Origin of the sequence: Bernardetia sp. MNP-M8 (assembly GCF_037126285.1) — a bacterium.
GTDB lineage: Bacteria > Bacteroidota > Bacteroidia > Cytophagales > Bernardetiaceae > Bernardetia.
The window spans coordinates 2,289,139-2,314,701 of record NZ_CP147012.1 but is presented as its reverse complement, the minus strand read 5'-3'; the positions used below and the strand labels follow the sequence as shown (position 1 = coordinate 2,314,701).

Sequence of the window (25,563 nt, the reverse complement as noted above, 5' to 3'; positions counted from 1 at the left end):
CCTCACCATTGTTGATCTCCCCAACAACGACAAAAGAATCAAAAAATAAACCCAATTAAAAGTCCTATCAAAATCAAAAAAGGAGCAGGTATTTTTGTAAATTGAAGAATCAGAAAAGTAGTGAGCATAATACTAACATTAACAGGCGATTTTTCGATAGGTTCTAAAAGCAAAAAAGCTCCTGCAATTACTAAACCTGCACTTGCGCCATTTATTCCTTCTAAAGAAGCCTTTACAGGACGGTATTTTTTGAGTTGTTCCCAAAAACGAATAACAAAGAAAATCAAAAACATTCCAGGTAAAAAAACGGCTATTGAAGCTGTAAAACCTCCTAGTATTCCACCCAAAATTCCTCCGAAAGCTCCTCCAAAAGCACCACTAAAGAAAGTTCCAAAATAGCCAGAACTAGCTAAAAAAGAGGTTTGCAACCAAGAAAGACGCTTGTACATCGTCAGCGCACCTACAAAGGCAGCAAACGAAAACACAGGACCTGGCACAGCTTGTACAAGCGCATAACCAGACAAAAACTCATCGGCAGTCAAGAACTGTTTGAAAGTTACAAACTCAGTATAAAGCACAGGAATAAGAACCTGTCCACCTCCAAAAATAAGACTTCCATTTCTATAAAAATTTTCAAAAATAAGTAACAAAACGCCTTTTGTAGCATTTCCTAAAATAGCCACCCCAATAAAAACACCTCCATACAAAATCAAGAAACGCCACCGAATATCAAACTTTTGTTTTTCTTCTTTTTCTTCTTTATCAAATTTTATGGCTGTTACTAACCCACCAGCAATCAAAATCAGAGGAAAAACCCAAGGCGTTCGATAAAAATAAGAAGTTATTCCAGCCAAAATCATGAGTATGAAAGCAGTCTTTGTCTTGACCACCTTACGAGAAATTCGCAGCGCAGCAAAAGACACAAAACCAATTGCCATAGGTTGAATAAAACGAGTAAAATCTAATGAAATTTCTTGTTTTTGAATATAAGCCAGTCCAATGGCAGCAGTAGTCATCAGAATTGTTGCAGGCAAAATCCAAACTAAAAGTGTCCAAAAAGCAAGATATGTTCCTCCTCGTTTGTAGCCTACAGCCATCAGAGTTTGAGTAGAAGTAGGACCTGGCAAAATCTGACAAAGGGCATTTAGCTCAATGAGTTCGGCTTCTGTTAAATATCCTCGTTTGACTACCAAAATATCCAAAAACATAGCTATATGTGCTTGAGGACCTCCAAAAGCAGTTAGAGCAAGAAGTAAAATATCCTTCAAAAAAATATAATTACGTAATTTTTTCACGTTCAGCTACGTCTATAAAAAATAATCAATACTAATTTCTGACAAAAATACAGTTTTTGATTCGAATAAGAATGTTTTTGTGATTTTAGATAAGTTAAACTATAAAGCTAAAATAAAACGGTATTTTTGCAGTAAATACGAAAATTAAAATCAAAATATAAAATTATGAATCCAATTTTGGCGATGATAAAGTCGCAAGAAGGAAAAAAGCTAGGAGCAATGAACCCACCTCTTTCTCAATGGCTTGACGGAAGACTTATTTCTGCAAACGAAGGAGAAATGGAAATGGAATATGAAGTACGTGAAGAAATGACAAACCCTGTAGGTATTTTACATGGTGGAATTCATTCGGCTATCATGGATGACCTTATCGGAATGTCTTGTTTTTCATTGGGTCTTCCACAGGTCTATTTGTCAGTAAATCTGACTGTTGATTTTTTAGGACAAGCAAAAATAGGTGATAAAGTAATTGCAAAAACTATTTTGGTCAGAAAAGGAAAAACAATGATAAACTTTTCAGCAGAAATTCATCATTCAGTAACAGGTCAGCTTATCAGTCGTGCTACTTCGAATATGGTAAATTCGGGTATGCAATCGGCTTGGGCAAAAGAAGAAGAGTAAAAGCAAACTTTAAAAACAACAGAATACAACCATTTTGAGATTGTTTCATTCTTATTTAGACACTTTAACTTTGTTAAGGGGCAAATTTGTTCAAAAGTGTCTGAGAGTTGGTTTTATTGATGAAATTTTGCCATAAACAAGTTTTTAAAAAAACCTTGTTGAGACTTCATCATCAATGCCCCTTGATACTCTTATCTTTAAACCCTCAACAAGTTGTTACATAATCATTTATGAATCCAATACAAATACTCAAAGCAGCAATAGATAGAAAAAATCCTGATTTATGGGACAAAGAGATTATTCTATCAAGAAATGAAATGCTTGTTCAGACAGGCAATATTGATAATTGGATTTATTATGTAGAAAGTGGTGCATTAAGAATTTGTGTAGAAAGTGAAAATGAAATTCATACTACTCGTTTTGCATATCGTGGTTCGCTTGTTACAGTTTTGGATTCTTTTTTTAGAAATGTTCCTACTATTTATTCTATTGAAGCAATCCGAAAATCAAAAGTGGTTCGGATAAATGCAACTGATTTTAAAGATTTCCTTTTATCAAGTACAGAATACACAAACCTTTGGCGTATGCTTTTAGAAGAACTTGTTTTACAACAATTGGAAAGAGAAGTTGATTTATTAAATAATTCCCCTGTTGAACGTTATAAGCGTGTTTATGAACGAAGTCCACAACTTTTTCAAGAAATTCCTCATAAATATATTGCAGCTTATCTTCGAATGACTCCCGAAACATTTAGTCGTTTGCATTCAAATCATAAATAAAATCACTTACTTTGCAGGGCTTGTCCATTTATTGTTTTTGACACGAAAACGCCAAGGCAAATCTTTATCTTCTTGAGCATAATCAATATTGACACGAGCAGATGCAATAATTTCATTCTCTTCAATTATTTCTCTTCTATCTTCTATCCAAATACGATTTTCTGTCAAATCTTGTCCATAATCAAAAAGGTCAATTCCCATTGCAATAGAAAGAACTCCAGGTCCTGCTGTGAGGTTTCGTTTTAATTTGAGCTTTCCATCTTTATCTTTGATTTTCTCCATTTTTCTGCGTTCTAACATCGTTTCGACTCCCTCAATAGGTTCAAGAGCACGAATCAAAACAGCATCAGCTTTTCCATACTCATTGGTTACAATATTGAAAAGTTTGTACATTCCATATACTAAATATACATACGCCACACCGCCTTCCTCAAACATAATTTTGGTGCGCTCTGTTTTCTTATTCAGATGTGCATGACAGGCTTTATCAATCGCACCACAATAAGCTTCTGTTTCTACTATTTTGCCAACTGTGATTTTATCATTTATATCAGTTACTAAATACTTTCCTAACAGCTCTCTAGCAATTTGAACAACATCAGAACGAGTATAAAATGATTTTGGGAGCTTTTTGGCTTGTAACATATCTTTAAAATAAATTAATTTTTTCTATTAGTCTATAAAATATTTAATGTAAACTCAGTCTTAGCAATTATCATATATTTTTACTTTACTCTATGCCAAAATTACTAAATAAAGGCTGTGGATAATCAGTAAACTCAAACTTAAGTGAGTTGTTTGTTACATTTGTAATCATTAAAATACACAAAGAAGAAATCATTAAATAAAAACCTATAAAAAAGAAAAATCAGACAATCTAGAGACTGTCTGATTAATATATAATTTATCTAAATACCTTTAACGTTATTTCAGGACTAAAAATTTATCTCATAATATATATTTTACCTATATTTTTCTTGAACAGATTATCTTTTGCTGTTTCTCTGTGTTCAAAATTAAGTTGATTATCACGAATATCTACTTTATAAAGATAGACACCATTAGCAAGTTTATCACCATACTCATCTGTTCCGTCCCATGTAAAGTCAGTAACATTGTCCCCGATTCGGATTGCTCCTAGTTCGTCTTTTGTAATCGTTCTGACTATTTTCCCTGTAATAGTCATAATCTGAATACGAATATCATCAGGAACTTCTGCACCTGTTAGTGTAAATACAAAGTGCATTTTGGTAGAAAATGGATTTGGATATGGATAGAAATGAGTTAAAGTTGATTTATTAATCACCTCAAAATTAACTTTATAATCTTCTGCACCTGCCTTATTTCCACTTACATCTTGTGCTTCTACAGATAATGTATATTTTCCATCTTCCAAACGCTCAGGACGATATTCTAAACGGAAATTATTATCCTGTGAAGCAAAATACTGTACATTTTGTCCATCATAGTTCAACCTTACTCGTTCACAACTATCACATTTACTCAAATAAAGATTTATTCCAACAGTATCTTGTCGTACTAAAAACTTATTTTCATCACGAAGTTGGATAGAAATAAGAGGTGTCGGTGAAATTACGTCTCCATCCATAATTTTAATTCCATCAAAAGCAACATCTAAAACTGGGTTTACATTATCAGGTATTACAGTAAAATTAGCTTGCAAGATATTGTTTTCATAAAGCTGTTCGCCCTGTATTCTTGGATTTATAAATACGGTCAATAAATTATCTCCAAAATACTCTAATGAATAAAACTTTGCATCAAACAAAAGCTCTTCATTCCTAGCTAAAGAACTTAATGTGTCATAGGATTCTGTTGTAATTCCTGTTGTAGCATTTCTGACAGTATAACGAACAACCAAAGGACTTACAAAGTCATTGCCTGAAATATTACGAAAACGGAAACGAATATCTACCGAATCGCCAGCCGAAACTTGAAGATTTGTATTTTGACGATAAGAAAGTGTATCATACAATAAAATTCCCTCAGGAACTTCTCTATAAATAACTTGCCAACGATCTAGTTGTGGAGAAGTTTGATCTATTGAATCACTAAGAGTTGCACGTAATCTCAAATATGGATATTGATTAGCATTTATCTGACTAAGTTGAAAATTGTCTTGAGTTACATCTTGAGCAAGAATACTTTGAGAACCTGTGAAGTTTTCTCCTAATACATCTATTTTCCATTTGTCATTTCCACTTGCACGTACTTTTCTAAACATATTTCCCCAGTCAGCAGCAGGACCAATTAATGATGATGTTACAATTCCTTTATCTGAAATACCTGAAATTGTGAATGTTTCATTGATTACATCGTTACGAGTTTTTAGATTTACAATCATTGCACTCCCTGCTGGCGCACCTTTTCTACCTACTATTATGAATGCAGACCCATCTGGCAATGCTCTCAATGCACTGTTTTGTTCAGCAGAAAGACCTAATTCTACAAGACGATTTAATTGTGAGCCTGTTCTACTAACTGTTACAGAGTTCATCATGATTACATAACTTCCCTCTCTAAGATTATTAAAATAATCATTGAGTTCATTGGTCTGAAAGAAGATAGGAGGAATTCCTGTTGCTGCTAGTGAAGCTCCACAAGCTTCTTTAGGATAGGGATTGTATATCGTTCCTGTACGTTGATCTATTGCAAGTGCAATTAATCTATTATCATAACAATCTCCATTTACTAATTCGACACCATTCATTTTGATATAATATTTTCCTGCTTGTGAAGAAAACCTTCCTGCTGCTTGTATTTCGAAATTGAGTTCATAAGGTTTAAACTCCCATTTGCGAGTCTGTTCTGTATAAGTAACTCCTTCAAAAGTAGCTTTTTCAAATTGAGCCACATGGCTTTGAGACCACCCAGCAGGGCTATTATTAATGTAAATAAAAGATGAAGTTGCCCATTCAGGATTATCATCTCCTTCTGGTTCTGCATAACGAACACGCCAATAATAGACTGTACTATCTCTCAAAGCAGGTAGACTTACATTCCATTCAGTTGTGATATAGTCTTGTAATACAATCGATTTTTTCACGCTACTATTGAACAAATGTGTTGTGTCAAGCTCGTATTCATAGCTTCTTACGTCTGTAAATGGATTATTATTTTGAGCAATCAGCGTAGGAGAAGTCGTATTTACGATGCTATACTCTTTTGGCGCAAGTGTAATCATTGTTCCACGTTGCATAAAATACTCAAAAGAAGCTGAGTTATTTGTTTCGTCGGATTCATCAATTTCCTCAAAGTAATCTAAAAAAACTTCAAATTTATTTAGACCAATTGATTTTGCTTTCACATCTTCTCCTATAAAAATATCATAATAGAGTGTATCTTCACTAGCAATAGAAGGATAATCTTTAACAGCATAAAAATCTGCTGTTCCATCAGGAAATGTCCTTCTGACACGAACAGTTATTCTTTTATTATTAAAATCCATAATTCCTAAATTCTTAGCAGCAATTTTGACTCTAAACTTATCGCTGTTTGCATTGACAAATGTTTCGTTCTCTGAAGGTACAAGGCTTACACGAGAATTGTCTATCATATAATCTGGCTTAGTGATAGGAATAAGACGAACTGCTGGATCACCATGTAGTGTAATTTGTTGTGCTGCTGCTCGTGCAATTTCGTTTTGGACTCCATTTCTTGCCATATAAGTACGTAGCATTTTTTGCATCACTTCTCCTATGGGAAGATTTAGATTTTCTTTTTCTGTAAAAGCCTCTTCATAAAAAGTTTGTGTATAAAGGCGAAGTTGTCCACTAAACCCTAATTCTCCATGAGAAAGGAAAAGAATTGCTCCTTTATCAGCTGTAAGTGTCCAGTCTTCAGCTAAAGATGGTTGAGCACCATAAGGGTTTCCTGTTCCACAACCATTGACTAGTAACATTGGATATTTTCCTTTATTTGCATATCCTAAACGAGGATCACTTGCTTTTCCTACTTCTATATCTGTAAAGTTTACACCTGCATGTCCGAAAAAAGTAATTAGAGAAAGTCCTTCATTAACTTCATCAGAAATATCAATAAATTCTACAAAATCAGTGGTTTTCTTGGAAAGTGTTGTTACTTCTGCCCCCAAGTATTGCCCTTCTGCTATACTTTCAAAACCTTCTACATATCTTTTAAAACTAGCATGTTCAGAAGGAGAATATCCTCCACTAAGATGAAGAAGTTTTTTTCTCCAACTTTGATCACCTTCAATAGTTTCGTGTTCTTTTACCTTATTGAGATAGTCTATTACCTGTTTTGGAGTGATAGCAGAAAGGCGAGCTGTAGCTAGTGCAGGCTCTAAACTAGCATTTCTGAGTCCTGCTGTAAGCATATGATCAGAACCTGGAAAGCCATAAGGCAAAATACTATTGCTATTAGGGTTGGTAATGAGTATTCCTGTACTTTTTCCTAAAATAAATAAAAATTTAGGGTCTCCATTTGTCAGCATATAATTTGCAAAACGACGAATAGAAAGAGGGCTTGTTTCACCATAAGAAAATATATTATAAAGCTGATCTATTTCTACAATAAGAGGTGTATAACTTCCTCCCTCTTGACTAGCACGATAATCTGCGTACGCTTGTGCAGCGTCAGGATATTCTCCAAAACCTTCTCTCAGATTTTTGGCAGTAAGAATAATATAATCTGCATCAAATGCAGTAATAGGTCTAAAATTAGCTCTTGATATTGAAGCTAAAGAAACAGATTTGGCAGTTGAAACAGCATAAATAGTTCGTCTTGTTCCTGTATTAGGAACAATCATTGTTCTTTTATCTTCTACACTATCTGCCTGAATTTCTGTTACATTTTGAGGATCGGTAATATCAAAAAAGCGAACTGATGAAGTAGGATTTTCTATTTCAAGATATGATTTACCTTGTAGGTTGGCTTGTAAATTAAATCTTTTGGCATTTTCTCCATTCATGCGAGTGGCTTGTGGATACTTTGTCCAACCTTCACAATAACTTATTCTACCTCTTCCTGTTAAGTTATATAAATCTTCTGTAATAGTTGTTATTGAACCATCTTGAAAAACACCCAAAGAATCAGGTACTGACTCTGAACGCTCTACTACTTGATAATTTTCAAATTCAACCTCATCGATTACCCTTCTAATTGAATTCATATTATAAACTAGTCGTACTTTATTAGGCTGATTGATACGTCCGACTATTCTTATGCCCACTTCTGCTTCTACCAAACTATCTCCCACATAATCTACAACAGGTAGTGCATCAATACGACGAGGATTATTCAGACCATTTGTAAGCATTATACTTGCAAAGCCTTTTCCCTCTTCCCAATCACTCACTAAACACCCTCTCCCATCAGTCGAAAGAAAACTTAGTGGGTAAAGAGGTCCAAAAGTATAATGAGTTGCGAGTGACTTTTGAGTTTCTTGAATATGAAAACGTTCAGCTTCTAAGCCTTGTGTATTTTGTTCATAATACTTTTGAGTACGTAATCCTTGTTCTGAAACACTTTTTGTATAAGTAAGAAAATAAACAGACGTATTTCCATATAAAGAAAATTCAGGCGTAGGTCGTCCATTCGGATCTGGGTAGAGAAGTTTATCATGTTCGCTATCTCTTTTTTTTCCATAAAACTCTACATAATCTAACGAATCCAAACGTCCATCAATCTCACCTTCTACTTTTATTGGAATCTCTTTTCCGTGATAATACATTTGAAGACGACTAGGGTTTAGAGAAACGGGAATTCCTGCATCTACTAATTCTTGAAAGTTAATTCTGTATATACCATCTTCATTGACAGTAATTTTATAATATACTTTATCATAATCTATCCAGTCCATATACTGACTAAAATCAGATGGAGGAAAATAAAGTTGTGCATTTGCTTTATTAGAAAAGGAAAATAGTATTCCCAATACAAATAAAAATGAATATATATGTTTGTTCATAGCTATGAATGAATATTTTGTAAACCTTAAATTTATTTTTGTTGTGATATTTCTTTACTTGCTAATACTATAAATTAAAATACCTATAATTTACTGTCCTTTTTTACTAGATGTTTTCAAGGAATTTATTTGTTGTTGATTAAACATAAAACGAAGTGAAAAAACATGTGAATAAGGAACAACAGATTGGTCAAAAGCATTTGTAATTGCATAATCAATTACAAACTGTTTAACTACAATCCCTACGCCAAAGTTAGGTTGATATGTCCAAGATTTACTACGGTCAAAATCTGTAACTTGCTGAAAGTTACCTATTCCACCACGCAAATAAACTGTATTTTTGTAATCTAGCTCTACTCCAAAGGTGGGTGCAACAGAGGCAAAATCTCCTTTAATGACTGTATTTCTTTTTCCATCAAAAGTAGTTTCTAATCCTAAACTTCCCATAGCTCCAAATTGTTGATTTTTAGTGCGCCAAGGATAAGAAACTCCTAGTGTAACACGTGGAAGAGTTACTTCTAATGAGTTTGTCGGAATTTCATTTCCAGTTCTAGAAAACGTTTCTCTAACAGCATCACTATTGAAAGAATAGGCATTATATGTTCCTGTAATATCACGTCCCATAATTCCGATTTGCCAATTTTTTATTTGTGTTTGCATTCCTATATCAATTCCAAAGCCCCAAGAAGTAGCAAAAATCCCAGCCGAGCGATGTACTACTTTTGCATTTGCACCCAAATAAATAGGATATTTTTTTTCTGCTCTATATTCTTTTTCTTCTGTTGCCTCTCTTTCTTTTATTTTCAAACTCATAGCCCGAGCATAGGAAAACATAAAAGCATAAGAAGCCTCTGCAAATGAACCTACATTATTATAATCTACATTTCCATTTTCATCTATCAAAAAACGTGTATCAGGAATATCATCAATGCCAAAACGAATAACTGAAAAAGCAATTCTGTTGGTAGAATCAATCGCAGCCGAAAAGCCTGCATAATCATAGTTGGCAATTCCTCCAAAATAAGAAACATGCATGAGAGAGAGTTCGTACTGTTCTCTTGAGCGTAAAAGCCCTGCTGGATTCCAATATGCAGCTGTTACATCATCTGTGAAAGAAACAGGTGTTCCTGACATAGCAAGTCCTCTTGCCCCTACCCCAATAGCTAAAAACTCATTACTATACTTAGGAGCATTTTGAGCTGATGATGATGAAAAAAATACTAGTGCAATCAGAAGAGAGCCAAATAACTTTATATACAGAGTAGAAATAGAATTCATTAATTAATTAAAAAAATAGAATGATAATAAAAGACACGAATAGCTTTATAACTAGTTAGTTATTAAGGTAAATACCTTATATACAAAGATACACAAATCATTAAATTTTATTTTCAATGGAAAGAATTAATAACTTATTTAACAATTTAAATTTTTTGTGCACAACTTATTTTAAATAGCAAAAGGCTTTCCAATACGAATAGTAGAAAGCCTTTTTTTGTATAAAAATAGAACAAAGTAGGATTAATCCCATTCTTTGTCTGAAAATTCTTCTTTCGCTTTACCTTTTGCATCAAACCATTCTGGTAAGCCATACGCATATCCTTTTTTACCAGGTACGTTGTAACTCTGAATACGGTCTTTGAGTTTGTAAAGTGCTGCAGACAATGCTCTATCTACTTGTATTGCACTACGATCACCAATACGGTCATCTTCAAAAGCTAAATCACGCATTTCATATTTGAATAAAAGCTCATTTTTTTCTTGTAATTTGTCTAGGATAAACTTCTCCCATTGGATACGTCCACGACGCATTCCTCTATCACCACTACCACTAAGGCTACTGTGTCTTTCTTCTCCTTTCAGACGTGCAAGCACAGCACGAATATCCTCTGATTCTTTGGTAATTGCAGCCAAACGACGCTCATAACGAGCAGTAATTTCTGCAAGTTGTTGTTCACTAAAATTGACAGATCTTGTCATAACGGTAAAAAATTTGTGTGAAAATCAAGTTATTTTGGGTAAAAAAGCAAAAATTTTTCTCTTACTAAAAAATAACTGGGAATATTTAATAGAGACATTTGTATTCAATTTTAAATTCAAATTAAATATTTCTTTTTTTGCCTGTGAAGACACTTTATAATTCTATTTTTGTTTTTTTAATTTCGATAGTTTGATAAAAATATAAGGGGTATTTTCTCTCTTTTTAGAAATTAATCAACTAATTAAAGCAATATCATTTTTTATGTTTTATATAAAAATGATATTCAAGAATATAATATATAAAATGACTTTGTTGTATGGCAAAAATAACAAAGTTTTTCTAATAACAATAGATTTTGTAAAATTTTTTTAAGATTTTTGATTTTTATTTTATTTTCATTAAATACAACCTAGCTTTTATACTTTAGCTATACATACATCTATTCTTTTATATTTTAATAGTTTTGTGAAACCAAAATAGAAAAATCGCCTTTTATTTTAAATTTTCTATAACAAAACTCCTGTTTTTCTAAAGTGCTTTAGCTGACAAGAACATATTTATTTACCTTATTTAATGATAGATAGAATATCTTGCCTCTAAATTAGAAGTGAATAGAAAAATCTGTCTATTTTAATATACTAATTCAGGAAAAAAGAGATTTTGAAAATTTATTCATAAGCAGTTTTATAAAACTTTTTCTTATATTTTAGCTTTATTGTAATGGGATTTAACAATTCTATTTTTTAACCTTATTTTTTCAAGATTTAATTTTTATTTTTCATTATGGGATTATTTTCATTTATTAAAGAAGCAGGAGCAAAAGTATTTGGCAAAAAAGAGGAAAAAAGACAAGCTCCAGACCCTCAAATTGCAAAGCACATAGAAGAAGAACAAAAAGTAGAAAAGTCTAAATTAGAGTCTTTACGAGATCAAGTAGTAGCTCTCAATATTCCTATCGAAAACATGAATCTTGCTTTTGGACAATCTGTGACTGTAACAGGAAAAACACAAACAAATGCAGAGCGTGAAAAAATTATTTTAGCTATCGGAAATGTAGAAGGAGTTTCTATTGTAGAAGATAAAATTGAAGTTGTACAAGCAGAGCAAGAAGCTCAATTTTATACTGTCAAAAAAGGGGATAGCTTATCCAAAATTGCAGGAGAATTTTATGATAATGTAAAAGCATATCCTATAATTTTTGAAGCAAATCAGCCAATGCTTAAAGACCCTAGTTTGATTTATCCAGGTCAAGTATTGCGTATTCCTGCACAATAATTTTTGAAGTTTTCTATTGAAAATAGTTAGTAGTATAATTACAAAAAATATTTAAAGTGCAAAACTAATATTTTGTTGATATCAAAAAGACACTATCATAAAACAGGTTGACTTAAAAGGTCAGCCTGTTTTATTTTATAAAATTATTAGTATAGATTGATTCTTGTGTTTTAATAATACCTCGTCTTATATTTAGAAACTTTAATACTAAACTAAAAATAAAAGTGTTCCAAAAACACTATTTAAGTCATTTTTCTCTTATATTTATCTTACTAAATTTCTATATAGCTCACTCATTTATACTATTCTACTTTGAAAACTACTTATTTTACTTTGTTGATCATAATTGCTATAATTTTCACTTCTTCTTCTTCTTGTGTTGCTCAACAAGTTAGCGATATTCAAACTGTTGTGCCCATCAGAATACCTGATACAGTTATGTTTGCAGGGGAAAGAATTCCTTTAGAAGATGAAGACATAAAAGAACGATTAGATAGAGAACTTATTTCTATTGTATATGGACATGCTTATACGATGCTTTTATTGAAGCGTTCGGGTAAGTGGCGCAAACCGTTGGAAGACAGCCTTACAAAATACGGAATTCATAAAGATTTTTTCTATTTAGCAATTGCAGAAAGTAGCCTTGAACCAATGATAAAATCGAATAGAGATGCTTTAGGAACATGGCAGTTTTTGGAAGAAACAGGAAAGCAGTTTGGACTAATTGTAAATGATAATATCGATGAAAGGCAAGACCCATTGAAATCTTGTGTAGCAGCAACCAAATATTTTAATCAAGCCTACAAAAAATTTGGAACATGGGCAGCCGTTGCAGCTTCGTATAATAGAGGAATGGCAGGTTTAGAAAAAGCAATGGATAATCAGGGAACACGAAATTATTACGATTTATTCCTCAATGCAGAAACCTCTCGTTATGTACTTCGAATTGCAGCCTTAAAAATGGTCTTAGAAAATCCTAAAAAATATGGTTATTGTATAGAAGAGTATGAATATTATGATACTTTTGAGTTTGATGAAATAAAAATTACAGAGAATATTGAGAGTGTTCCAGAATGGGCAAAAAAACATGGAATGACTTACAAAGAATTTCGTTTGTACAATCCTGCCATTGCAATTAATGACAATGAATATAATTTTGTAGTTCCTAAAGGTGGTTATGTCTTTCGTGTGAAGAAAAAGTAGTTTTTTACCCTCATTTATAGAATATTGATAAGAGGAATTATATTCTCAACTTTCTAATCTGTAATTTTCCACCTACTCTCCCCTCTTTCTGTATGTGCAACTATTTCATTATTTTCTAAATCAAAATAGGCATTGTTTAGAAAATCTTGATGTTCATTTGTTCGTAGAGATTTGATTACTACTTTACTTCTAGTATCATACAAGTGAAGTATTTTATCTTCGCTTTGAGTTAGGAAATACCTTCCATCATCACTCAAAATTACTTTTTCCTTCTCTTTAAAGTGGAATGTAGAAAACTCATTTACCTGTCTTGCTCCTCGTGTATCTAATGTATAATAGTAGATTTTATTTCCTTTACTGATTACAGAAATAGATTCATATCTAAACATTTTTTCATCTATTTTTTCCTTTTCATCATCATTTAGTTTTTCAAATTCCCTCAAAAATAATTCTCCATAAACAAAAACTGCTTGTGGCATTTTTGCACCTTGAAAAGTATTGAGAAGTTTTCCTTTACTACCTTCTTGTATTTCATCAGACACTCTTTTAAGTTCTTTGTTGTCTAGGTTTTTATGAGTTGATTCTGTAAGCCATTTTGGTTCTTTATCATTTTTTAATCCTTTTTCTCGCAAACTTCTAAGCTCCACAAGTCCACTTTCATAACTCAAAAGAACCTCTGTTTTTTGTAAATTCTCTATCCAAAAATAGAGTTTTTCATCTTTATTTATAAACTCTTCCCACTCTTTTGGATATTCTTTCAAAATGGAATTTGATAATTCTGTTTCTAAATCTTCTTTGTTTATAAATGACGTTGGTGGTTCAGCTTGTGCTTGTGTGATAAGAGAAAGCTGTTTTGTTGGATAATCTGAATTGGGTTTGTACTTTACAGCTTTTTTATACCAATATTTTGCATCTTTATAATTCTGTATTTTGAAAAAACGGTCTGCTTCTTCCAAAGCTAATAAATACTCATTTTCAAGTTGCTCTAAAAGATGCAATGCTTCTGTATTACTTGGGTTTATATTTAGAGCTTTTATATAAAAACTTTCAGCTTTTGTGTAATCTTGTGCCTTATAATATGCTTTTCCATTATTTATATAGTGCTTTTCTGTAATTGTAATTCCCTGAACACTCATTGATTTTGCTGGCGAAGTAAGTGCATTGATTGCCATTCCCATTATTCCAAAAACACTACCCAAAACAAAAATAGCTATCAAAACTCCTCCCGAATGTTTTTTGTAAAAGGCTACTTTTTTCCTTTTCTCAATTTTCTTTCTGTCTAACGAAAGTGCACGCAAAGCAGGAACTTTTTTGAGGGTTTGAGACTGATGACAGTGCGAACGACCAATATATTCCCACGAATCTACCATAAAAGCTGACTTACAAACACTACAGAATACAACTTCATCACCTTCTTCTATAATCTCATGGGTGATAGAATCTTGTCTTTTTTGAGCAAGAAAATGAGCATGTTTGTGTTTATCTATAAAATGAGAATAAATTTTTGACGTAGATTTTTTCATAATGGGGATATTTTTTCAATTCCTTTTCTACTAGCTCTGACTAAAACATTAACTTTAATCTCTTAATTAGGTTATAGACAAATAGTTAATAAAAACAAAACGTAGTAAATTAGGTACGATTTAATACAACTATCTGTTTCAGTTTTATTGAAAATAATGATAGTATAATGAAATAATACTTTAAAAAGTTCTAAGCTAAATTACTCTTGCAGTTTCTAATAAAAATTACTCTCAAATCTTCCTAACTTCTTCTCTAGCTCGTGTCAGCGCAACATAAAGAATATTTATTTCTTCATTAATGGCTTGTTTTCTAGCTTCCGAAATTGGCTTTCCTGTTTTTGTTTGTATCGCTTTCAAGATTTGTTTTTCACTTACAAAATCATTTTGAAGGTAAACATTATCCCATTCTAACCCTTTTCCTTTATGTGCTGTCGTAAAAGTAATGTCAGCCTTGTGAGGTTCTGTAATTCGGTTTTGAAGTCGTTCTAAAAGATTTGGAAGTTCATTTCCATATTTTTTGACAAGCTCTACTAATCTTTTTAGTGAACGGTCTTGAGAGGCTGCTGCTGTTTCCTCAATCTGTTTCCAATCATGCCAAAAGGCTTTTTTTCGATTCGCTTTGTTATTCAGATTTACTAATTGAGAAATAGAAGAACCATCATCTAATTGAAGATATTGTTCAAAATTTCCTTCAAAGGCTACTGAACTTACCTTTTTAGATTCAAAGAGCCATTCTATTGCTGTCTGAATAAGTCCTAGATGCGTTCTTGCGATGACTGCATGAGTTCTCTTCTGATTATTTGTTTCTTGATTTGATAAAACAGAACGAGGAATCATTTCAAAGTCATTACTATTAAAATCTGGAAAGATGTGTTTTTTCCATGCTACAACTTCCTTTGCATAATCAGTTACAGCAACAGGACAACGAAAACTTTTTTGTAAATTTAATTTTGGAAAATCTGTATTTGAAAGCGAATTAATAGCACTTCTCCATCCATAAATCTGTTGATGTTCATCGCCTACAATCAGTTTTGTAGCTTCTTGATTCATGAAAATATCTAGCATAACAGGCGAAGCGTCTTGTCCTTCATCGAACAAAATCCAATCAAAGGAAAGTTTAGGGTTTGAAAGTTGATATTTTTTGAGATAAAAATCGTGTGTAATCGGAATTTTGGTATCACTCATTTTATCAAAAAGCCATTTTACTTGTTTTTCTAATTGGTCATAATTTTTCTGAGCATAAGAAAGTCCTTTTCGTGGTGTGAGCTTTTCAGTATAATCAAATGCTGAAATTGTTTTGTGCGTACTCTGACAAAAGGTATCAAAAAAATCTTTGGTATGACGAGCCAAAAGATAGCTATTTGTAGTGTCAGTATCTGATAAATGAAAATAATTTTTGATAGAAGAAAGTGATAAATCCAAAATCAAAGGCGATGTTTTTTTCTTAAAAAGACTTCTATACGCCAACGAATGCGCTGTCTCTACCCAAAGTGTCGGAATATGATTTTGATTATTTAGTCGTAATTTTCTTAAAATCTCTTCTTTTATAGCTCTATTAAAAGCTAGATACAACATAAAGCCTTCACCTTCTCGTTTTTTGGCATATTCTAAAAGAGCTGTAGTTTTTCCAGAACCAGCCACAGCTTCGACTTTCAAATCACCTTCTGATTCGATGATTGATTCTTGTTGAGAAGTAAAATTGGAATTGATTTCTAAAGGCATTTATCTAACAAATAATCTATTAGCTATTAATTTTATTCTAAATTAAAGTAGTTTGTTTTATAAATCAAATTTTATTGAAGCTAAAAATTGATTCTAAAAAAATATTTCAAAAGATAACAAAAGCGATTTTTTTTCATAAATTGAAAGATAAAGAAACTTTTCTAAAAATAATGGCGTTTAGAAATTCATATAACAAATATCCAATTTATTTATCAAAAAATTAAACACACACAACTTATGTCAAACAAATTACACGAGCTTTTAGCTGTCGAACAAGAAAGAAAAAATAAAGCCAATCAAGCAATTGGTGAAGCAAAAAAGACTTTTACTAAAAATGACCCTTATTTTGATGGAATGGTAAAACACTATGTTTCTTTAGAAGAAAACTCTGATGAAATTCCTGACGAAACAAAGGAAATGGTAACGACAGTTAAGAAAAAATTGGAGGAGGCAATGGAACTTATCATTGCAGGAATTGATGCTAATATTTCGAAAGAAGAAACCAACTCTGCTGATGTTGCCAAAGCTGAACTAACAATTGGAAACAAAAAATTTGGTACATTTTCGGCTACTTCGCTTTTGGCATTGGAAAGCAATATTAACCGTTTGAAAGATTTGTATAATGCTATTCCTACACTAGATCAAACTCGTAAGTGGGAATTTGATACCAAAACAAATGTTTATCGCACACCAGAAGAAGTAAAATTTCGTACTGTTAAGCGTCCAAAGGTTATTGTGAAATATGAGGCTACAAAAGAACATCCAGCACAAACTGAACTTTTGAATCTTGATTTTCAAGTAGGTAAATACGAAACAGTTTATATCTCTGGAAAAGTTACTTCTTCTCAAAAAAACGATATGATTGCACGTATTGATGAGCTTTTAGAAGCTGTTAAAATTGCTCGTTCGAAGGCAAATAATGCAGAAGTAAAGAATACAAAAGTAGGAAAGGATATTTTTGAATTTATCCACAAAGGAATTTTGAAATAATTTCCTAGTTCAAGAGTCGACGCTTAAACTAGATTTTAAAAATAATAAAAGGTTTTGAAAACAATATTTTTCAAAACCTTTTTTAATTCTAAATTTGTCAAACACAAAAAAAAGAAATTAAATTAGTTTTACTTCTGACTTCTAAAATCTGACTTCAGACTTGATTTATCTTCCTTCGTTACCTTTATGAAAATAAATGACATCAGGTTTTTCTATATCAAAATCTTCAATTCGTAGTCGTGGGACATTATCAATAACAGTTTGAAGATAATAAGGTGCATCATTAAAACCTGTATAGACACCAAAACGTATTTGAAGAGTACGAAATGAAAAACGTTCATTATACATTCTAAATCCAACATTATAGCCCTGAAAAATAGGACTTTGCGACACAGAACCTCCAAAAGTAGCGACACCAATATCTGCCCGAAGAAAAAATGCCCACTGAAAATCTAAAAATCGCCAAGGCGTAAAAAAAACACTCTCTGTTCCAATAAACCCTACTTCTGTTCCTTTTAGTTGGTCATCGCTTATTCCCCAAATGCCTTCACTGCTATTGATGTCATTAAACTCTCTCTCAAATCTATTAAATCCTTTAGTATAACGTCCCCTAACAAATTGCCTTAAACGCCACCTTCCCAAACACAATAAAGGGGTAAAGTAAGTAAATTTTGATTCAAATATGCCTTGTTCCAATTCTTTTTCAGTAGTCATATAAGAACCTAAAGCCAAAGAAGCTCGCACATAACCTATTTTTTTAGTTCTTATACCTTTGCTAAGTTCTAAACTTGTATAATATCTTGTTTCAAGGTCTGTATTTGACTTTCCAAAGGTAAGAACGGCACGTCTACCAATAGGAATATCTTCTGTTCTTCCAAAACCATAAATCATATAATCTCTTTCATATTTACGAGTAGAAAGTCCGACACTCAAAAGCAGTTGAGTTTGATTTTGATATAAAAGATTAGTGTCTGCACTTATTTCTGGTCTGTCTGTATAATAATAATTTGTAAAACGAGCAGCTGTGATAATTGATGTTCTTCCTCCCTTATTTATTTTTTTATTTTTGATGGGAAAAGAATAAGCTCCCCAACCATCAGTAAGTAAATAACTATAAAAAAAAGTAGGTGTAATTGTGTCATTTTCAGATAAAGGAAGAGCTAACCAACGTCTATAACCAACTTCTAGACCACCTGCCCAACGCATATCAGGTGAAAGAAAACGACGTTCTAAAGCTGCATTATAACTTTTTCGCTCATAAGTGTTCCAATATTCGGCACTCAAAACTGAAAATGAATTTCCTAAATAAGCAGATTCAAATTTTGCTCGGTGTCCAAAAGGTTGTTGAGAATCTGGCGAATACATCAATTCTCCTTCTACATTGTGTCCAAAACCTAGTAAATTTCGCTCCTGTAACTGAATCCAACCACTATTTATTCCTGATGCACCTGCACTTGGAACAAGCGACCAAATATCGTGAGTAATTACTTCAATATCAACGGTATCACTTACTGTTCCATCTACTCGTAGCCTTTCTTTTACATAAATACGAGCATCTCCAATAGCTCTTAATTGCCTCAAAACTCGCTCTGTATCTTTTATCAAATCAGGATTCAATTCTTCTCCCTCTTTGAAAAACAAATAACGCCTTTTTACTACACTACTTTGTGTTTTGATATGAATGGTATTTGCAGCTCTTTCTAACCAATTTCTTGTTTCGTGTAAAGTATCAGTTGCTTTTGCTCCAAAAACATCTAAAGTAAGAACATCAATTTTTCCTATTATTTTTCCTTCTTGTGCCTTCCAATCTGGATAATGCAGAACATCAGCAGGAGGGCAAAAACTAGGTTCTTTCTTTGAGCTTATAATCCAACTAACTACTTCTTTTGTCCATTTTCTCTTGGCTGCCCAATATCTAATTTTATCCGTAGTGGTGGTATCATTTGTTTCTTTATAATAATTATCAACTATTCTCTCAATGCTATCTTGTGTAATTGTAACAGAATAAGAAGGTGTATAAGGAGCTTTTTGAGCTTTACTTTTTTGGCAAAAAAACAAACAGGAAAGTACAGTAAAACAGCCTATTCCTATATTTTTATTAAAAAAAACATTACAAATAGAATTTAAAAAGTACCTAAAAGAAGCAATACAACTGAAAAAAAGAGAATTTAGTAAATCTAAATCTAGTCTAAAAAATGAAATTCTGTTTTCCTCTAAGTTGCTGTTAGATTGGTCAGAAACCAGTTGCTTATTCATAAACTTGGGAATAATAAGCGAATTATAATACACAACTCAAAAAATGGAGGAATGTAGTTTATCAAAAACTACGTAACTCTGTCTTTATAATCAACGTCATTTATGAGGTGAATGTTTTTTTTCAACATGTTTTTGTTGAAAAAATAGTATTGGGTTTATCAAAAATAGCAGACAAATAAATTCATTATCCAATTAAAGTATTCTCATTTCTACTTCAAATATTTGCTATTAAATTATAAAAAACAACCTTTCACGTGAAAAAGTCAAGCTATCATTATTTTCAGGAGTTTATTCTAATAATTTCTAGATTATATGATTTTTGTTTTCTATAATTCTTATTTTAGGATAAAAACATCTTATAAACCTACTAGCGTAAAAAAAAGCCCTTTATAGTTTGCAATACGGAATTTTGCCTAACTTTATTGGCTGTTTCTGCGTTATACTTAACAAATAAGCCATTTTTTCAGAAAAATTAGAAAACTGTTATGTTGATTCTATTTTTTTAACTAAAAAACACTGCGTTTTTAGTAGAAAACACACATCAAACTCTATTTTTTATTCTTTCGCTTATTTGCAGTTTACAAACTTTAGGGTTAGTTTTTGCAGTTATTAGACTGGGTAGTTAGTTGATTAGCAGATTTTTAGCTTCTTTTTTAGAATTTTATTTTCAACAACTGTTCTTCAAGACAAGTGATAATTAAATAGTGTTTTCAAACATTATTTTATATTTCACAATCAAATAAGTCACAGATATTTCCTTTCCTATATATTTTTATGAATAAATACTTACGGTTCTTTTTTCTCTTCTCTTCTCTATTCTTGATTACAACTTTTTCATATTATGTAAAAGCTCAAGAAGTAGCGACTGAATTTTCTGAAAATGAAAATAATGAAATCTTTCCTTATACAGAACCTTTCCAACTTCTTAATTATGATTGGGATATTTCTCCTAGTGCTGCAAAAGCAAGTACAGAGAAAAATAACGAACCAACTACTTTTGAAAAATATCATTATGGTTTAGAGTATTTTTATGATGAAAAAGGTGATTTTAAAATGTGGGAACTGACACATCATATCATAAAAATCAATTCAGAGAACGCACTCAAGCAGTATAATAAAGTATTTGTTCCTCTTCAAGAGGGCGAAAGATTGGTGAGCTTGAAAGCTAGAAGTATTCAAACTGATGGAAAGACAATAGAGATAGACCTTTCTCAGATTCGTAAAATAGAAGAAAATGGATTTTTTACTTCTTCTACTCGTTTTCCTATTGAGGGAGCGCAAGTAGGAAGTAATATTGAATATTTTTATGTGATAGAGCGTTCGGCATCTCTTTCTGGACATTATATGTATCCTGCTAATGTAGTCTTGAAAAATGTGAGCTTCGAACTTATTACTCCTGCAAATATTCTTTTTACAAGCAAAAGCTATAACGGACTTCCACAAGCAAAACAACAGAGTGATGCAATGGGAAGAAATTTACTTTCTATCTCAACTGATAAAATAAATACAGTTTCTTCAAAATCTATTTTAGGAGAAGGAAATTTGATGCGCTTGCACTATCGTTTTTCACACGTTTTGGCTGATGAAAAATATGCTGATAATAGCTGGGAAACTATTGCAAACCAACTTGCTTCAGTAGTTTATCCATTGAGTTTGAAAGATGAAAACAGACGAATTAATTCTATTTTAGAAGAATTAAATGCTCAAAAAACGTCTTTACTTCCACAGGAACAAAAAATAAAAGCAATTGAAGATTATATCAAAAATCATATTCGTATAGATGAAAATGTTAGCCACGATTCGTATTCTCTTTTGGCTTCTTTAGAAAATGGAATGAGTGATAGTTATGGTGTTTTGCGTTTGTTTGGAGCTTTTTTTCAAAATGCAGGAATAGACCATCGTTTGGTAGGAACTTCTGATAAAAAATATTTTGCCTTTGATGAGAATTTTCCTTCGTGGGATTTTATCCACGCCTACTTGTTCTATTTCCCTTCTATGAAAAGCTATTTGATGCCTACTGAAATTAGTTATCGTTATGGATATATTCCGTATTCGCTCATTAATAACAAAGGTATTTTTGTAAAGCCACCTGTAATTTTGGGAGAAGATATTATTGCCTATTCAGATATTCGTACTATCAATTTTAATCCTTCTCAAAGCCATACTAATACATACTATAAAGTGAGTTTTGAAGACGAATTAAATACTACAAAAATTAATTTAAAGAGAGAACTCACTGGATATTCTGCCATAGATTACCACGCTTATTACTATTTATCTGATGAGCCTGAAAAAGCTGTTGCTAGTCGTTTTGATATTCGTGCAGGAGAACACGCTATTCCAGAACGTGTAGATATTACAACTATAGAAAATAATTATTATGATACTGAAACAGTTCGTATGGATTTATTTAAAGTAGAAGGAAAAATATCTTCAAATACACTTGTAGAACAAGCCAACGAAACCTACTTATTCAAATTAGGAAGTCTTTTAGATGCACATCCAAAATCATATTTACAAAAAGGAAATGTAGAAAAAGGTTACCCAGAAGAATTCAAAACTATCATTGAAATAGAAATTCCAGAAGGCTATTATATTAGAAATTTCGAATCACTCAAAAAGCAGGTTTGGAATGCCGAAATGGGGCAGATGCTTATGCACTTCAAAACAGAAGCAAATATCAAAAATGGGACTTTGACAGTAGAAATAACAGAATTTTATAGAGATGCAATACAAACAAAAGAACAATTAGCAGCCTTCGAACGTATTAACTCTGCATCAGTAAATTTTAGCAATGCTGTTGTGATGCTTCAAAAAATGAAATAAAATAAAAACAGGAAAACATAAAGGTAAACTCCCCTTTTAATTTTATTATAAAACTTATAAAACCATCCTATGAGATTCATTTTTCATAGGATTTTTCTTTGTTTTAGTTCTTGTTTTTTTGGTGCAATGATTTAGGCTTTTAATGAGATAACTTGTATCTTGTTTCTATTCTATCAACACTCTTTTTTACCTTCCACCTATGCAACTCCTCTACCTTTGGATTGAAGATTATAAAAATATCAAACAACAAGGATTTAATTTTAGTCCTTTGTATGATTTTCATTTTGAGCCAGACAAGCCAGATGAAAATGGAAAAATTGTTAGTGGAACGCTGACAGATAATATAAAAGATAAAGACAGAAAGAAAAAAGCAGCTTTTTATGAGGATTTTTTCAATGTAAAAAACGAAAAAGACAAAGAAGAAACCCAAAAAGGAAAAATTACAAATGTTACGGCTATTGTGGGAGAAAATGGAGCTGGGAAGAGTTCGGTTTTGGATGGTGTAAAAAAACTTGGAGCTATGTCTCCAAAAGATCTAAAAGATTGTATTGTAATAGTAAATGACGGAAATAAAGTTTATAAAATCCTCACAAATATTGAAGTTAGTGGTATCGTCAATAATAAACTATTAGACGGTTTACATATAATAAATTACTCTTATTCACTAGATGATTTCTATAAGTTTGAAGAAGATATCAGAGATAAAAGACCTTTTGCTTATACTGATACTTCTATTAATAACCTATTTCATAATATAAATATTTTCGATAAGCACAGAAAAGTTTCATTACAGCACTATATTGATGTACAAAATCACTTTTGGTTTTGGTATATTTCAGAATTTGCTAATCAAACTCATATAAATTTCAATGGAATAGCCATTTTGTTTAAGGGAAATAACAGCATTGATTTTAGGTATGAAATTACAAAGTCATTACCAATTAGAGAAGTAGTTTCATATTCACAGGAGGAAGAAATAGAAGAACACTTTTATAGAAGGCTATATATTGAAATTATTACCAGTTTAGAAATATTCTTTGGAGATTTACTAGAACCTTGGCAAAAAAATATAGTAGAAAAAAATAAATTATCTGATAATATTTTATTCCTACAAATTTTGTTTAATGAAATAACTAAATCTGATAATACCTACAAAAAATTAATAAGGAGTATTTATCAAAAATATAAGGTTCAAAACCTAAGAGTAAAACAGGATTTCCATTTCCTAGAAAGTATCTCTCAAAGTGAAAAATTACTAGATATATTGAAAAAAGCAAATTTTAAGGACAATCGTTATTTTATAATAAATATTCAAAGTGAATTATTTAATAGATTTGTTGATATTGACTCCAAAATACTTTTTAGATTTCACTCTTTACAATTCACTTATAAAAATAATATTTGTTATTTTAGTTATGGCGAAAAAACACTTTTGAATCTCTTCTCAGGACTTTGGCAAGCAAGAAAAGCTAATTCTTCTAGAGGAACTAATATTTGTATTCTCATAGACGAAGGCGAACTAGGTTTACATCCCCAATGGCAAAAGCAGTATTTAAAAATCTTGCTTGAAACTTTACCAAAAATATTCCCAGACAAAGAAATCCAGCTTATTCTTACTTCTCACTCTCCTTTTTTGGTTTCTGATTTACCGAAAGAGAATGTTATTTTTTTGGAGAAAGAAAAAGATACAGGTTTGTGTAAAGTGTCCAAACTAGAGAGTATGAAACATACTTTTGGTGCAAATATTCATACACTTCTGACCGATTCGTTTTTTATGAAAGGTGGTTTGGTGGGAGAGTTTGCTCAAAGTAAGATTGATGAAGCGATTGATATTTTGAATGAAAGCGAACCTAAACCAAAAGAATTAGATAAATGTGAAATGATTATTTCAATGATTGGAGAGCCGATAGTAAAAACGATGTTGCAAAAACTTTTGGATAGCAAACGCCTTCGAAAAGTAGATAAACATAGTACAGAAATTGAAGAATTAAAAGCTAGAATACATAGTTTAGAAAGTATTTTGAAAAACGATAATCCAGTATAGTTCTTTTGCTTTTAACCGTCAACGAGGCGTTGCCGTCGTTGAGGAATTTAGATTACTCCTCGTTGACGGCGAAGTCTCAACGACGGTTTAAGACATTTATCTCGTTTACAAACCCCAATAACATGATTCCAATACAACATAGAGATTTAGAGAAACTGGTGCAAAGGCATTGGGAAGCGATAAAGAATTATGCTGATAGTAGAAATAAAAAGTTTGATTTAAAATACTTCAATGATGCTATAAAAAAGTATTTTGCAGAATTTGATTTTGAGAAAATTGTCTTTGCTTCTCCTAGTGAAATAGATGCTTTAGTAGAAATTTGGAATGCTCATCAATGTAAAGATAAAAGTGATTTTAAGGGTTTTGAAACTTATTATGGTTACTTGACAACTGGTTTTATTAAGAAAGAAGAAAATGATAAAGAAATCAAGTATAGTTCTAAAGACCTTATAGAAAGTTTAAATATTTCAGTTTGTCCGTACTGCAATCGAAATTATATCAAACTTGTTGAAATAGAAAGACAAGAAAAAGAGAAAATAGAAGATACAGTAATACGAATTGACGAACTAGACCATTTTTATCCAAAATCAGAATATCCTTTTTTAGCTGTATCATTTTATAATCTCATTCCAAGCTGCAAAACTTGTAATCAGACTTTTAAAGGAACAAAATTAGTTTCAGTAAATCCATATTCTAAAATAGAAGAGTTTAGTTTTAGTCTAAAAATCAAAAATTCAACATTCTATTATGATAAAGATGGATTTTGTATTGATTATGAAAAAGCTAAAAAAGTATTAGGCAAAAATTTTGAAGTTTTTCGTATAAACGAACTTTACGACCAACACAAAGACCAAATTTTAGAACTTATCCAAAAACAAATTACTTATCCAGATTCCTATATCGATGAATTATTTCAAAAATATGAAGGCACTTTTTTCAGGAATAAAGAAGACGTAATTCGGCATCTTTCCAACGGAATTATGGAAGAAGAAAATTTTCATCTGCGCCCACTTTCCAAACTTACTCACGACATCGCAAAGAATTGAGTATGTTGGAGTAATAGTACATTATAATTTTTTTTATTAAAAAATGATAAAA

The 25,563-nt window shown here is 31.6% G+C and carries 16 protein-coding genes; 8 read left to right on the top strand and 8 right to left on the bottom strand.

Features of this window, described 5'->3' with window-relative positions:
- Positions 1 to 38: 38 nt before the first annotated feature.
- A complete protein-coding gene (locus V9L04_RS09600) occupies positions 39 to 1,295 on the bottom strand; it encodes a chromate transporter (RefSeq protein ID WP_338793871.1) in 1,257 nt (418 codons plus the stop codon).
- Between the two features lie 165 nt (positions 1,296 to 1,460).
- On the opposite strand from V9L04_RS09600, the gene V9L04_RS09595 reads away from it, so the two are divergent.
- Both V9L04_RS09595 and V9L04_RS09590 read left to right on the top strand, forming a co-directional pair.
- Entirely contained in the window at positions 1,461 to 1,916 is a 456-nt protein-coding gene (locus tag V9L04_RS09595; RefSeq protein ID WP_338793870.1) for a PaaI family thioesterase, read from the top strand.
- A gap of 230 nt (positions 1,917 to 2,146) precedes the next feature.
- Complete coding sequence (locus tag V9L04_RS09590; protein WP_338793869.1) at positions 2,147 to 2,695, top strand: Crp/Fnr family transcriptional regulator; 549 nt, start codon at positions 2,147 to 2,149, stop codon at positions 2,693 to 2,695.
- 6 nt (positions 2,696 to 2,701) lie between these two features.
- Here V9L04_RS09590 and V9L04_RS09585 read toward each other — a convergent pair whose 3' ends face one another.
- From V9L04_RS09585 to V9L04_RS09570, 4 genes are all read right to left on the bottom strand, one after another.
- On the bottom strand, positions 2,702 to 3,340 hold the full coding sequence (locus V9L04_RS09585) for a DNA-3-methyladenine glycosylase (protein ID WP_338793868.1): 639 nt from the start codon (positions 3,338 to 3,340) through the stop codon (positions 2,702 to 2,704).
- A gap of 298 nt (positions 3,341 to 3,638) precedes the next feature.
- Positions 3,639 to 8,645: a C25 family cysteine peptidase gene (locus tag V9L04_RS09580; protein WP_338793867.1), complete on the bottom strand. Its 5,007-nt coding sequence runs from the start codon at positions 8,643 to 8,645 to the stop codon at positions 3,639 to 3,641.
- Between the two features lie 90 nt (positions 8,646 to 8,735).
- Entirely contained in the window at positions 8,736 to 9,923 is a 1,188-nt protein-coding gene (locus V9L04_RS09575) for a hypothetical protein (protein WP_338793866.1), read from the bottom strand.
- A gap of 243 nt (positions 9,924 to 10,166) precedes the next feature.
- Entirely contained in the window at positions 10,167 to 10,625 is a 459-nt protein-coding gene (locus V9L04_RS09570) for a hypothetical protein (protein WP_338793865.1), read from the bottom strand.
- Positions 10,626 to 11,409: 784 nt separating this feature from the next.
- On the opposite strand from V9L04_RS09570, the gene lysM reads away from it, so the two are divergent.
- Together lysM and V9L04_RS09560 are read left to right on the top strand one after the other, a co-directional pair.
- The gene (lysM, locus tag V9L04_RS09565) at positions 11,410 to 11,901 is read left to right on the top strand and encodes a peptidoglycan-binding protein LysM (protein WP_338793864.1); all 492 of its coding nucleotides are present in this window, start codon (positions 11,410 to 11,412) and stop codon (positions 11,899 to 11,901) included.
- A 333-nt stretch (positions 11,902 to 12,234) separates the two neighbouring features.
- A complete protein-coding gene (locus V9L04_RS09560; RefSeq protein ID WP_338793863.1) occupies positions 12,235 to 13,104 on the top strand; it encodes a lytic transglycosylase domain-containing protein in 870 nt (289 codons plus the stop codon).
- A gap of 53 nt (positions 13,105 to 13,157) precedes the next feature.
- On the opposite strand, the gene V9L04_RS09555 is transcribed toward V9L04_RS09560, so the two are convergent.
- Positions 13,158 to 14,627 carry a hypothetical protein gene (locus tag V9L04_RS09555; RefSeq protein ID WP_338793861.1) on the bottom strand — a complete coding sequence of 490 codons (1,470 nt, stop codon included), beginning with the start codon at positions 14,625 to 14,627 and terminating at the stop codon, positions 13,158 to 13,160.
- Positions 14,628 to 14,858: 231 nt separating this feature from the next.
- On the bottom strand, positions 14,859 to 16,349 hold the full coding sequence (locus tag V9L04_RS09550; protein ID WP_338793859.1) for a UvrD-helicase domain-containing protein: 1,491 nt from the start codon (positions 16,347 to 16,349) through the stop codon (positions 14,859 to 14,861).
- A gap of 237 nt (positions 16,350 to 16,586) precedes the next feature.
- Here V9L04_RS09550 and V9L04_RS09545 point away from each other — a divergent pair, with 237 nt between their 5' ends.
- Positions 16,587 to 17,339 carry a hypothetical protein gene (locus tag V9L04_RS09545; protein WP_338793858.1) on the top strand — a complete coding sequence of 251 codons (753 nt, stop codon included), beginning with the start codon at positions 16,587 to 16,589 and terminating at the stop codon, positions 17,337 to 17,339.
- 165 nt (positions 17,340 to 17,504) lie between these two features.
- On the opposite strand, the gene V9L04_RS09540 is transcribed toward V9L04_RS09545, so the two are convergent.
- A complete protein-coding gene (locus tag V9L04_RS09540) occupies positions 17,505 to 19,595 on the bottom strand; it encodes a hypothetical protein (protein ID WP_338793857.1) in 2,091 nt (696 codons plus the stop codon).
- Positions 19,596 to 20,369: 774 nt separating this feature from the next.
- On the opposite strand from V9L04_RS09540, the gene V9L04_RS09535 reads away from it, so the two are divergent.
- The 3 genes from V9L04_RS09535 to V9L04_RS09525 all read left to right on the top strand — a co-directional run bounded on the left by V9L04_RS09535 (position 20,370) and on the right by V9L04_RS09525 (position 25,511).
- Positions 20,370 to 22,421, top strand: a complete 2,052-nt coding sequence (locus V9L04_RS09535) for a DUF3857 domain-containing protein (protein ID WP_338793856.1) — start codon at positions 20,370 to 20,372, stop codon at positions 22,419 to 22,421.
- A 199-nt stretch (positions 22,422 to 22,620) separates the two neighbouring features.
- On the top strand, positions 22,621 to 24,465 hold the full coding sequence (locus tag V9L04_RS09530) for an AAA family ATPase (protein ID WP_338793855.1): 1,845 nt from the start codon (positions 22,621 to 22,623) through the stop codon (positions 24,463 to 24,465).
- 122 nt (positions 24,466 to 24,587) lie between these two features.
- Positions 24,588 to 25,511, top strand: a complete 924-nt coding sequence (locus V9L04_RS09525; protein WP_338793854.1) for a hypothetical protein — start codon at positions 24,588 to 24,590, stop codon at positions 25,509 to 25,511.
- The last annotated feature ends 52 nt before the right edge of the window (positions 25,512 to 25,563 follow it).

Coding starts and splice junctions, on each gene's coding strand:
- V9L04_RS09590 (WP_338793869.1), top strand. CDS start 2,147: ATGAATCCAATACAAATACTCAAAGCAGCAATAGATAGAAAAAATCCT.
- V9L04_RS09595 (WP_338793870.1), top strand. CDS start 1,461: ATGAATCCAATTTTGGCGATGATAAAGTCGCAAGAAGGAAAAAAGCTA.
- V9L04_RS09545 (WP_338793858.1), top strand. CDS start 16,587: ATGTCAAACAAATTACACGAGCTTTTAGCTGTCGAACAAGAAAGAAAA.
- V9L04_RS09575 (WP_338793866.1), bottom strand. CDS start 9,923: ATGAATTCTATTTCTACTCTGTATATAAAGTTATTTGGCTCTCTTCTG.
- lysM (WP_338793864.1), top strand. CDS start 11,410: ATGGGATTATTTTCATTTATTAAAGAAGCAGGAGCAAAAGTATTTGGC.
- V9L04_RS09580 (WP_338793867.1), bottom strand. CDS start 8,645: ATGAACAAACATATATATTCATTTTTATTTGTATTGGGAATACTATTT.
- V9L04_RS09530 (WP_338793855.1), top strand. CDS start 22,621: ATGCAACTCCTCTACCTTTGGATTGAAGATTATAAAAATATCAAACAA.
- V9L04_RS09535 (WP_338793856.1), top strand. CDS start 20,370: ATGAATAAATACTTACGGTTCTTTTTTCTCTTCTCTTCTCTATTCTTG.
- V9L04_RS09570 (WP_338793865.1), bottom strand. CDS start 10,625: ATGACAAGATCTGTCAATTTTAGTGAACAACAACTTGCAGAAATTACT.
- V9L04_RS09555 (WP_338793861.1), bottom strand. CDS start 14,627: ATGAAAAAATCTACGTCAAAAATTTATTCTCATTTTATAGATAAACAC.
- V9L04_RS09525 (WP_338793854.1), top strand. CDS start 24,588: ATGATTCCAATACAACATAGAGATTTAGAGAAACTGGTGCAAAGGCAT.
- V9L04_RS09585 (WP_338793868.1), bottom strand. CDS start 3,340: ATGTTACAAGCCAAAAAGCTCCCAAAATCATTTTATACTCGTTCTGAT.
- V9L04_RS09540 (WP_338793857.1), bottom strand. CDS start 19,595: ATGAATAAGCAACTGGTTTCTGACCAATCTAACAGCAACTTAGAGGAA.
- V9L04_RS09550 (WP_338793859.1), bottom strand. CDS start 16,349: ATGCCTTTAGAAATCAATTCCAATTTTACTTCTCAACAAGAATCAATC.